Below are 12,910 nucleotides of genomic sequence, written 5' to 3' on the forward strand. Positions count from 1 at the left end.
TTCGAAAAGATACGTATCAAGACTGTGATGGAGAATTTAAAAATCATATTGAACTTTATCGAAAATTTGTTTTTACCGGAGTATTCCTCAATGGCCAGGAAGGAAATGACACCTGGTTTGGAGGTAATTGTAACTGGCCTGTAAAGACTTTTGCCCAGGCAAAAAAGATTTTATTTGATAACTGGGATGAAATAGAACCTAAAAACCGGGTAATTTATATCTGTGATACCGTAGATATTACAGCCGCAGAAGAATGGAACTTTCTTGATGATGAAGGAAGGGACAGAAGCGGGGAAGCAAAAGTTGCCAACTGCAAGACCTACCCGGAATATAACAGCCATCACACGCTGATACCAACTGTGCTGGTGAATGTAAAAGAGGGAGGGAAGCTGACCACATCGTCTATTACCCTGCAATATGATAATGATGTATCGGGAAATGTAATGATTAATGTAATGCCCGGTGGAAACTATATCTCTGAGGAAGGGACACTTTTGAAAGGATATAGCGGATATTATCGGGGAACCGGTGTAAAAGTGCAGGGAGCAGCAGGGAAGACTACGGAATTTACAATGAATGGAGGTACGATCACTAGAAAATCTGTAGGAGTCTCTATCGTAGGTGTGAACACAGATGATACAATCTTCACGATGAATGGGGGGAGTATAACAGACAACAACCGCTATACGGAAAATGGGTACGGCGGGGGTGTCTATATTAGTAATGGACGTATGGATATGACAGGCGGAACGATCAGTTCGAATATATCGTCCTACGGATATTATTATGGTTACGGTGGCGGAATCTATACTGCCGGAAGTAAAACAGCTATTAATATCAGCGGAGGAAGCATTACTAAAAATACTGCAAAACCATCATCCGGATACAACAGCAGCAGTTCATACAGCAGCTATGGAGGCGGAATTTATATGGGAGGCGGAACTCTCCGCCTAAGTGGAAATGCTGTTATTTCAGAGAATAACCTAATAGGGGGATATGCATACGGAGGAGGCATTTATCTCAATTCTTCAGCGGAAATGATAATGGACAGCGGAAGAATATCCGCAAATACGCTTACTAGCTCCTATTCCGGTGGCCCTCAGGGTGGAGGCATTTATAATACTGGTGGGAAACTCACTGTTAATGGTGGTACCATTGAAAAGAATACAAATGCTTATAATGGAGGAGGAATTTACTCATCATCCGGAAGTATGTCTGTAACAGGAGGCTTTATACAGGGAAATGAAGGAACCTATGGTGGAGGATTATATCTTAGTGGAGGTTCATCCGGTAACCCATTTACCATATCCGGCGGCACTATACAGAAAAATAAAGGTCAGTACGGAGGTGGGTTATATAACATTTCCTCATATGTCATAATCAGCCAGGGTGTAGAAATGAAAGAAAATAATGCCTATGGAAGCGGAGGAGGTATTTATAATGCCGGAGGTTCCCTGAAAGCAGACAGTGCAGTTGTGAAAGATAATACAGCTCAATATGGCGGAGGAGTGTATGTATCTTATGGAACTGTATATTTTGAAAAAACTGAGATTTCCGGTAATACAGCCAATGAAAATGGAGGAGGTGTCTTAGGCAGCGGGGGAAGTACATATTTGGGAACCGGGACCTCTGTGATAAACAACAAAGCTGTGTTAGGTAGTACCTGTTATGGAAGCGCGAATATCTTTTTTATGGGGGGAACCTATGAAAGCGGGAATACAGATGCTAAGCATTTCGGCATTTATCTAAACATCAGCACAACTTCCACCAATAAAATATATATAGATCCGGAAGCAGTGACAATAGGAGATAAAGTATATTTAAATACGGCAACCAGTAAGCTGAATCTCTTAAAGCCGGTACCGACAACTGGTTCTGAGGGAAAACTTCCATTATACCTCAATACAGATGCTTTTGAAGTGGGAAGTGTAGTGGTAGCTCCGGCAAATAGAGGGGACGTAAATGTCATGGGTGTGATATATCGTTTTCCGTATCTTCAGGACGCGGAGCCTTATGTATCCTATTTTACAGGAGGGATTATTCCTCCGAAGACCCAGCTTGGCGGTTTCAATAAAAATATTATACTGGTGGGTGAAGGCGTTTACCTGGATGGAACAAAAGGCAGCAATGCCAACAGCGGAACTTCGCCATCAGATGCGGTAGGAACCTTTGAACATGCAAAAACTATTTTGGCGGATAGGATTGCAAATGCAAAAGTGAATGCTAAGAAACAGACAGATGAAACTGGCTACGATCCCGATGGATTTGAACCCTATATTTACATTTGCGGGCAGGTATCAATTCCTGGAAATGCTGGGGATCAGAGGTGGGAACTGGATTATGAGGCTGAAGAATATGTCCAGTCTGATACCGTTAACACAGAGGGAAATGTAATTAACCTGAATTTGGCACAGGTAAAGCGTTTTGCCAGTTATTATGATACGATGGTGAACCTGCAGGGAGTAGGTTCCGATAAATTTACAATTGGTAAACTTTTAATGGATGGTAATGCAGGAGCAGTAGACGGAGCCAATAATACGGTGAAAGCAATGATATATTTGAACTCCAATGCTTCTTTAATACTGGAAAACGCGATTATCCAAAACAATTATAGTTATGGTATCGACAATTCAGGCGGATCCATATTAATGAAAGGTACAGCCCAGGATAAGAGTGATGGTGCAGTGGTACGAAGCCATGGAAATTGGGCGGTTTATCTGAAAAATGGCGGTACTCTGACCATGCAGGATCATTCCGGGATTGAAAATTCATATTATATCGATAATGACAGCAGCAAAGGAAGTGTACCAGGAGTTTCAAGCAACACAGGAGGTATTGGAATTACAAATGACAGCTCTTCAGCAGTTATGAATGATACATCCTATATAACGGCACCGTCCAGATTCGGTATTGGTTTATTGGGCAGATCTACGGTCTCAGATACACCAATGCTGGTTATGAATGATAAAGCAATGCTGCAGGAAAATCATACAGGAATATATATGGTTGGTGCCAATAATGTGGCGGTAATGCAAGGAGAGTCGCAAATATATGATTTTAGCAATTATGGCGTTTACGTATATAATGTATCAAAGGACAGTCGTCTCTATATGAAAGAGAAATCCGTGATAAGAAATAAGAGTCGAAATGGTTCGGGAATTTATCTGAATAATATCAATTCTACTCCAAGCAGCGGAGATAATGTTTCTGTTATTATGGACGGACATGCCAGAATTGAGCAGACTAACAGTGGCATTCAGTCTGCACCATCATATAACCTGTATTATACAAATTTAATTATGCGTGGAAACTCCCAAATAAGTGGAAACTTCTATGGGCTTAATTACGTATATGCCACTTCAACGGCAACCAGTGCGAACCGTTCTAAGATTATTATGGAGGGGAATTCTGTTATTGGAGGAGATTCACGGTCAGAAGGCAATTCGTTTTATGGTATCTATAGCCAGAGGGCCGTAACGATCCAGATGAAAGACAATGCCCGGGTTTCTAACAACGGATCGTTCGGTATCTATCTGGAACGGTATAAAACAACCAGCTCCAGTTATTATTCCGGACCAAGCAGTATTTCCATGTCAGGCGCCGCTATGGTAAACGAGAATGGGAACCATGGTATCTTCGTTGACGATTATGTGTACAGTGGTACAACGATATATCCCAACGAAGTGGAAATGAACCTGGAAGGAAATACAAAAGTTCTGAATAATCAGGGCAGAGGAATTATAACCGGTTCTGCCGGAACGCTCTCTCTGAAAGATGGAACGGAGATAAAAGGGAATCGCAGTACTGAACGGGGCAGCGCAGTATATTGTGAAGGTAAGCTGAATCTGGGAGGAAAAGCGGAAGTAACCGGAGATATCTTTGTACAGGATGTAAATAAACCAATTACCCTGCTCAGTGAACCGGAAAACCAGAAGTTTAATATCGGATGCAGTGATAATTTTGTGGGACAGATTCTGGTTAAGCCGGATGCGTCTCTTACTTCCGGAGCCGATATCTTTATCGATCATTTTATAAAGACAGCTAATTTTCCAGCCGGCAAATCGATTCAGGCAGATGCGCCGAATCTCATTGTTCAGGGCGAAAATAATGTGTATCTGGCTGGGAGAGGAACAGTTACAAGTTCACTGGTGCCGGGAAATGATAATAACAATGGGGGAAGCCGGGGAGCACCGGTAGCGACTTTTGAAAAAGCAGTAGAACTACTGAAAAAGAGAGATTCCGGAGCTAATATTGTAATCTGTAATTATGTAATAGATTTTGGATATGCAGAGTCAGCGAAGCCCAATGGAGATACCTGGAGTTTTGATGAAGGCGGAACGTTTACCAATAATAAAGGACAGACCTGGAAGCCGAAAGTTATACGAGATGAAAACTATGCGGGACATATGATTCAATTGGCTGGAAATGCGGTATTCACGGTAAAAAACATTACAATAGACGGAAATAAAGAAAATATTCCATCGAATACAGCAATTACAGGTTCCATAATCAATATCAATGGTGCTAACGCAGTCATGAATTTAGAAGAGGGGGGATTTTTACAAAATAACCGTAAAACAAATACAAATGAAGGCGGAGCGGCGATTTTAAACCGTGGTATTGTGAATATTAAGGGTGGAAGTATAGTTAATAATGAGTGCTATGGAATATCTTCCAGCAATACCTATGCATATGCTGCGGGTATTTACAATTACAGTAAAGTAGTCATGACTTCCGGTCATATAGATAATAATGTAAATCGTGCTGTCACCTATAGTTATGGTGTTGGTGTATATAATTCTAGTTCCAGTTCTATTTTTGAATTTTCCGGCGGAACCATCTCCGGAAACAGGGCAGAGCAAGTATCATCCTCCATATCTGGAACGGGTATATATAATGCCGGAACCTTGAATATGTCGGGAAGTGCAGCAGTTACAGAGAACGTATCAGATTCTTCTGCCTATGCGGCTGATATAAGGGGAACTATATTTAACAATGGTACGTTCACAGCTAATGGGGGAATTATTTCTGATAACGAATTGGTTTATAATGGTGTCAGTACCTCACCTACATATGGTGTGCTGGGAGGCGGAATATACGTAAACAGTGGCCAGGTAACAATAAATGGTACGGAAATTCAAAACAATAGTTGCAAAGCACTCAAAAACGAAACAATATCAAGTTCGTTTAGCAAAGGAGGTGGGATAGCAGTTACAGGCGGAACCTTGAAATTCCTCAGCGGAAATATCAGGGGGAACAAGGCAAACAAAGGTGCAGGAATCTATTATTACGGGAATTCCGCCAGGGTGGAAGTAGCGGGAGGAGTTATCCGCGATAACATACCTTTGAATTCTGCAATACCCGCTGAGAAAACGAATGCCGGTATCTATGTGGAAGGGTCATCGTTTATTCTGAAAGGCGGAGGGAGTGTTATTTCTGACAGAATTTTTCTTGCAGGTACATCCTATCCGTTGATTTTAGGCGGATCCATCTATCAGAGAAACAGAAAATATATAATTGACTGTTCCAGCTCTTTTACAAAAGGCAGTGTTGTGGTGAAAGCGGATAATGATGTTATCTTAGATGCCACCGGTTATCTGGCATATTTTACAACTCAGGTAGCAGGATTTGTTTTAGAAAAACAGGCACCGAATCTTGTACTTAAACAATGTGTCTACATAGACAGTGAAAAAGGGTCAGACAACAATAACGGAGCAAATCCGGACAGGGCGGTTAAGACTATGGCAAAAGCCATATCTGCCGGAGGCGGCAGTCATTATGTTATCTATGCCAGCGGTCCGATTGAGGTCAGCCGGCAGGAGACCTGGAATCTGCCAGATTCAGCCTGGGTGTGTCGTTATACCGGATTTCCTATTTATGGAGCAGGTAAAGAATGGCCTGCCTATACAGGTGCTGTCGTACATGCAAAAGCTGGTGCGGATCTGAAGCTTCAGAACATTTCGATATTGGGAAGAAGAGAAATAGACAGTGTTATCGAAGGTGATTCTTTAATCCAGATCGATGAGGGAGCAGCTGTAGCCATGAGCGCAGACACAAAATTAAGATTAAACAGCCTTCCTACAGGAAAAACAGGAGGTGCAGTTAAAAATAATGGAGGAACCCTTACGGTAAATGGTGGGACCATACAGGATGTAAGTGCATCAAAAGGAAGTGCAGTTTATCAAGGAGGTTCCATGAGTATTGACGGAACTTCATCTATAAACGGAGAAGTATATCTGACGGGCAGCGGTGCTGCCGATGCCTCCAGCAATTATATCAGTGCAGGGAATACTTATAAGCCTGCAAACGGCACAGTATTAAAACTGAATATGGACAATACCTATGGAGGACGCCGTGTCATCCAATATCCGTCCGGAGTGGAACCTGACAGCAATACCAAAAAATATTTCAGCCTGGATTCATCAATTTTAGCAATTTATCATCTGGAGAACAGGAGCAGCGATAAAAATATTCTGGAACTTCAGCAAAAAGGGGTTGTTTATCTCAATGGTGAAAGCGGTGATGACACTTTGGATGGTAAAACACCTAAAAAGTCCGTTCGTACACTGGAAAGAGCATATAAAATTCTGGAGGCAGGTGCTGAAGGAGGGGTAATAACAATTGTAGGAAAAGTTACGGTAGATGATGAAATTAAAATGAATAATATAAATGATTCTGCCGGTGCACATGGATATTATGAAAATGGCGCTAAAAAGATTGATGCGAAAGGTCCGGTCTATTTCCAGCGATATGCACAGCCGGATGCATGGGAGGAACTTCCTCAAAAAGAACAGTATGAAATACCTACCTATACCGGAGTAATGATGGAAATAGCTGTTTCTGGTAAATTAACCGCGGATAACATATATTTTGACGGTCACAGCCAGGAAGTAGTAGGAAACCCCATATATGCAGCAGGAAAAGTGGAAGCTAAGGCGCCCATCTTCCATGTAAAAGGGAGCCTGATAATACCGGCAGGTGCAACGATATACCGGAACCACAATACAGCGGCGGATGCCAAGAGTGCAGGTGTCTATGTTGACGGAGGAACATTCCAGGCAGTCAGCGTTGAAATCTCAGATGTAAAGACGCCGGACGGCAAAGGCAGCGCCATTTATCAGGATGGTACCTGTATCTTAGACCGGGCACCCAAAATCGAAGGAACGGTCCACCTGACCGGAAGCGGAAGCACAGGAAATACAGCGTCAAGTAAATTTATTGCAATCTCACTGCGTGGATTCAAGCCGGTGAATGGTGAATTACAGATAACCATGGACGATCCTTACCTTGGAAGACCGCTGGTACAGTATCCCGGGCGGACAAGTACACTGGAACCCTATGAACCAACACTGGAAGAGATATCCATTTATCAGCTTGAAAGGTCCGTTACCGACATCTTTTCCATAGGAAGCCGTACCGGAGAAGTAAATGTTCTGGAGCTGCAGTACCGTCACAGAGTTTATATCGATGGTGTGAATGGGGATGATAATACGAACAGCGGAGGGCTGCCTGACGATGCGGTTCAGACACTGAAAAAAGCATATGAACTGCTGGAAAATATCGGTGGAGGATATCTGTATGTGGTAGATACGGTAAGTATTAATAAGGACATTTCCATATCGGCAACTTCATATTCAGAAGCCGGCAGTCCGGGGAATATTAATATTATCGGGGGGTCGGTAGACATCCGAAGGTATGTGGTTCCTGATGCTATGAAGACAGATCCTCACTTTAGCAGTCCGGGAAATCATACGAAAGAATTGTTTAAAATAAATGGAGGCAGCAGTTTCACTTTGCAGCAGATCAGTATTGATGGTCACCGTATGCCTGTTGCAATCGGAGATCCTTTGGAAGATGTTGCTTTCACAACTAAGTCTGAAGCACCGCTGATTGTCACGGAAACGAGAAGTACGTTGAATCTTAACGAAGGAACGATTCTTGAGAATAATGATAATACGCTGAATGTAGAAGGAAAAGAAGAAGGCGGAGCCGTGTCAAATCATGGTAGTTTAAACTTTGACGGAGCCGTGCTAAAGAATAATCGTGCAGGATGCGGAGCCGGAATTTACCAGGATGGATATTTTACCATAGTATATGGAACCGCCGGACTGGCAAATCAGGAAATCTATCTGACAACAGAGAATACTGGGACACAGGACAATCCGGTCTGGGGAGCTGACCGGGTAATACATATCCAGGAAAAGCTGAATGCAGACGATTACCTGGATATCAATGCAGATAATCCGGTAAATGGAAGAGATATTGCAGTGTATGACATTCGTGAGGCATATGAGGATGCTGTAGACGATGAGTATTACCACTATAAGCTGGGAACCTCTATTACCACGGTGAATCCGGCGCTTTATCTGGTGGAATCAACCACAGAGAATGACACTCTGGAGCTTTACAATTACGAAATAATGGATATTTCAGTTCCGTTAGAGGTCTGCCTGGCGGCAGTTGAGAATCCTCTTCAGGCAAGCGAAAAAAATAAAAATATACGCAAAGCTTCTTTAGATGCACCGGATTATACAATTACAAACGGTGGTAAATATAAGACAAAAGTCTCCGTAGTGGCTTTTCGAAATGATAATCATACGGCGGGGATTACCTGGGATCAGATGATACTGGTAGGCGATGAAACAGAACTGACAGGAGCCGATTTGGATAAGAAACTTTATCTGGCAGTAGCGGGAGCCGATCAGGAAAGCAGCAACGGATTTGCCGGACTTTCGGAATCCGCCCTGTCAAAAGCCAATACCACACCTATCCTATTCGGAGAATTAGAAGCAGGAGCCTCGGGGAAATTTACTTTTAAAGGAACAGCCGATACGGCATTTTTTGAAAAATATAATGATACCTTATTTGGAACCTCTTATGAGGAACCGGATACTTATGTAAAAGAAAATGCCAGGGCGAAATACCAGATGATTTATAAATTTGAAATAGTCCGCTGACAGAAAAGGAGTAATTAATGGAAAAGAAAGAGAGAAAGGTCAAAAAATGGGCCGTTCTGCTGCTGCTCCTTCTTCTGGCGGCAGCAGCTGTGGCAGGGTACTTCCTGCTGAATAGAAATAAGATGGATGATACCAGTAAATATTGGTTTGACAAGATGGCAAAGGACGGCACTCTGGAGGGGAAAACTCCTACAGAGCTGCAGGGTATGCTGGACGGCATTGTACAAGAAGGGATGTTCAATGTTTCCATGAACGTGGAACCGGTGTTTAAAGATGGTAACAGTGAAGGCAACCTGGGGATTGAAAATATAAAAGAGAACAGATATTACTGCCGTGTAACGCTTATGCTGGATAAAGACCAGACAGTTCTTTATCAAAGTGACGGCTTAAAACCGGGTCAATACATAGACAAAATAAAACTGGAACAGAACCTGGGAGCAGGGGAGTATGACTGTACAGCAGTCGTAACTGCAACCGACCCGGAAAGCCTGGAGGATATCGGCCAGGTAAATGTCAAAGTCAGGATGAAGATCCTGAACTGACGAACAATCGATTTAAAGGGGTTTGCCATTTACCCTTTTAATATATATTAAAAAATAAAACATACCATTGGAGGAAATTATAATGAGAAGAAAAAACACAGCAAAGAAAGTATTAGGAACCTTAACAGCAGCAGCACTCTGCATGTCAATGACAATTCCGGCTATGGCAGCTACCACCAATTCAGGCGGTGAAGTTGTAACAGTACCAGGCGGCACCGATGTATATGCCGGTGTTGTAGTAGATGATGAGACAAATGCAGATGCACGTATTCGTGTAACCGTACCTACCGTTTTTGCGTTTGTAGTAAATGGAACTTTGGATGCAGCGAAATTGAATAATCCGCTGTCATCTGCAGATGGTACCATTTTACTGCCAAACGTAAAGGTAAATGTATTGGACCCTACTTCAAATAACAGTGATTATGAAATTGCAGTAGAACAGGACAGTACCATGACCTTTACCAACTATTCTACTAAAGAAAAAACGGGTGGCGGACGTGAAGGTATTCCGGTAAATCTCACAGGATCCATTGAAAATAAGGGATCCGATAAAGACCGTAACTACTGGAAGCACAGTGCAAACGCACAGGGATTCAAAGAATTTACCCTTAGTCTGGAAAGCCAGAAATTCAATAAGGCAGCTGGAGCAAATACTTTCGAGATGGCTAATGCCGTAGTACTGGCTGCTCCAGATGTATCCGATGCAGCAAATGTAGATACTACAACAAAGCTTGCTAAGACCGGCGCAGCAAAAGACCTGGCATTTGATGTACAGGTTGGCGGAAAACGTGGGGATTACAAACAGATTGAACAGTCTGCAAAAGTAGGTACCATCGTTTGGACAGTAGGATACCAGGTTGACAATACAACAAATAATATCCCAACTGCTCCAGGTAATGAATTCTTACAATAATTCAATTAAAACAAAAAATTAAATATAATAACAATTAAAATAATTTAAAACATTAAAATGGCATCATACCGGGGGATACCAATAAGCATATTTGGGTACAGCCCACTACGGAGTTATCCGTAATATGCGTTGGAGTCCCCGGGAATGGAAAAAGTTTGTTGCAGGCAAATCTAAAACAAAGCCTGTCTATAAGGTGCACAGCTTTCAGGAAGCATTTTTACTACATGCGCTGAGGTTTTTCTGCAAAAGATTTTTTCCATAAAAATACATTGGAAAGAAGGGAAGAAAAAATGAAGATAAATAGGAAATGGACTTTTGCCATGGGAATTTGCGTAGCTGCCATTTTTATGGCGGAAAACGCCATAAGTATTCAGGCGGCTGACCCCGGTCCCAGCCAGGATGTGTGGCTGGATGTGGCAAAAAAAGATTATAGACCCAGAATATCCGTTACGGTTCCAACAACTTTTGCATTTGTTGTAAATGGAACTCTGGATGCAGGGAACAGGGTAAAAATCTCTGTGGACAATGGCACACTGCTGCTGCCCAATGTGGTAGTGAATGTACTGGATCATGACAACACGGCAAGTGATTATGAAATAGGGGTTGTAGGTGACTCCACACTCCGGGTAAAAAATTATTCCACTCAGACTGCGGATCAGGACGCAGACGGCAATGACAATTATGATCCCGCAGTCCGTCAGGGAAAAGCGGTCAGCCTAAATGCTTTTATGGAAGGTGTGGACAGTCCGGGAGAAGAGCGGGGATTTTGGAAAGCGGCGGCGGAAGATGAGAAGCTGACCACGGATGAAAGTAACTTCAAAAATTTTCGTATAAATCTGGCAGATGAGAACAGTACCTATGTATTTGACAGCAAGGACACAGTTGATAAAAGCATCTGGCTTGATCATGAGATATCTCTCCAGGCACCTCCCAGCAGTGGGGGATACACACCATCCGGAACAGCAAATAATCCCTATGAAAAGGAATTGAAGCTGGGAGTGGAGATAGGAGGATACCGTGGGCAGTATTCACAGATTGAGGAGTCGGTCAAAGCCGGCAAGATAATCTGGCAGATCAATGCAGATTAGAACTGTGATGTTACACTTAACGTGATATTACAGTAAGGGCGAACAGATTCAGAAAGGAAAATATCAGATATGGAACAAAAGAAAAAGGGCAAAAAGTGGCTTATAGTGTTGGCTCTGGTCTTAATTCTGGGAGGTATAGCAGGAGGTTTCTATTATCAATCCCAGAATTCTCAGGGCAAGGACAGGCTTACAAGAGATGAAGATGCCTTAGGAGGTATTCTTCCGGGGAAAAGCCCTTCGGAGATGGCAGAATTACTTAGCCAAAAGGTGGAAGAAGGAATGGTAGATATCGGGATTGCAGCAGAACCTGTATTTGAAGAAGGAGGTAAAAAAGGAAAGCTGGGAATAGAAAATGTTCCGGGAAACCGCTACTCTCTTCAGATTGATCTGGTTTTAGATGATACGGGAGAAACCATTTATCAATCGGGACTGATAGATCCTGGTTATTACATAGAATATGTGGAGCTGAACAAGACGTTAAAAAGCGGAGAATATCATGCCACTGCAGTATTCACCACATACGCGCTGGATGAAACAGAGGATGAAATAGCAAAAACAAAGGTAAATGTTCTGCTTCGGATCAAAGATGGAAAAGTTTATTCATGATGAGAATCAAGCAGGCGTGGATAAATAAGTTATTATTAGCAGCTTCCGCTATATGTATGCTGGCAGGAGGATTCTATACCGGACTTGGTATCTATACTGCCTGGAATCCTTCGGAACTTCCGCTGGCCAGGGACAATAAGGCCAGAGAAAGAGAAAATGACAATCGAGAAGAACGAAACATGTTATTGGCAGATGCCATGGAGTATATAAATATAGAATCTGTCATCTATTTTCAAAGTACGGAGGATAAAGGAACAATTCGTTTCGCCAATGACAGCCGGAACAGATTCTGCATCAGTGGAAGTATATATTCCGATCAGGATGGCAGTGTACTTTATGAATCAGATGGGATAGATCCCGGATTTTACATAGATTCCATATATCTGGATAAAAAACTGGAACCGGGTTTATACCCCTGTACCGTGCTGATCCAGTTCTATCAGCCGGAAGATGACAGATATATCGGAGAAACAGCCAGAAAAGTAGTGGTGATAATAGAGAGATGAGGTGGTTATGAAGTGCACGTATTATTAAAAAAAACACGCTGTCTTACGATTTTAATGCTGACCGGTTTTATAGCATGGTGTTGTTGCAGCAGCGGTGTAACTGCAAAATCAGGAACTTCAGGAGAAGTAAGGCCAACTGAGTCCTATACGCCGGGGAAAAGCAGTACGGATATATCGGCGGGAGTAGTTGTTGATTATATGGGAAAACTTCAATTTATAGTAAAGGATGAAGAAACAGCAAAGCCCATTGAGGGCGCATCAGTAGAATTGTATGTTCCACAGCTGGACAGATATGTAT

The 12,910-nt window shown here is 42.5% G+C and carries 7 protein-coding genes; all 7 read left to right on the plus strand.

Annotated elements, in window-relative coordinates; all coding sequences use genetic code 11:
- Positions 1-8,957: hypothetical protein (locus tag ACH2DQ_RS14460; protein ID WP_395027220.1), on the plus strand; the 8,957-nt coding region annotated here is incomplete at its 5' end.
- Positions 8,958-8,974: 17 nt separating this feature from the next.
- The gene (locus ACH2DQ_RS14465) at positions 8,975-9,499 is read left to right on the plus strand and encodes a hypothetical protein (protein ID WP_394910686.1); all 525 of its coding nucleotides are present in this window, start codon (positions 8,975-8,977) and stop codon (positions 9,497-9,499) included.
- Positions 9,500-9,581: 82 nt separating this feature from the next.
- Positions 9,582-10,412 (plus strand): hypothetical protein, encoded by an 831-nt coding sequence (locus ACH2DQ_RS14470; protein ID WP_394910685.1) that lies wholly within the window; start codon positions 9,582-9,584, stop codon positions 10,410-10,412.
- 290 nt (positions 10,413-10,702) lie between these two features.
- A complete protein-coding gene (locus ACH2DQ_RS14475; protein WP_394910684.1) occupies positions 10,703-11,500 on the plus strand; it encodes a hypothetical protein in 798 nt (265 codons plus the stop codon).
- Positions 11,501-11,569: 69 nt separating this feature from the next.
- On the plus strand, positions 11,570-12,106 hold the full coding sequence (locus ACH2DQ_RS14480) for a hypothetical protein (protein WP_394910683.1): 537 nt from the start codon (positions 11,570-11,572) through the stop codon (positions 12,104-12,106).
- Positions 12,103-12,612, plus strand: a complete 510-nt coding sequence (locus ACH2DQ_RS14485) for a hypothetical protein (RefSeq protein ID WP_394910682.1) — start codon at positions 12,103-12,105, stop codon at positions 12,610-12,612. Before ACH2DQ_RS14480 ends, ACH2DQ_RS14485 begins: the two co-directional genes overlap by 4 nt.
- Positions 12,613-12,624: 12 nt before the next feature.
- Positions 12,625-12,910 (plus strand): hypothetical protein (locus tag ACH2DQ_RS14490; RefSeq protein WP_395027224.1); only part of this gene is annotated, 286 nt, incomplete at its 3' end.

This window comes from Robinsoniella sp., from assembly GCF_034124845.1.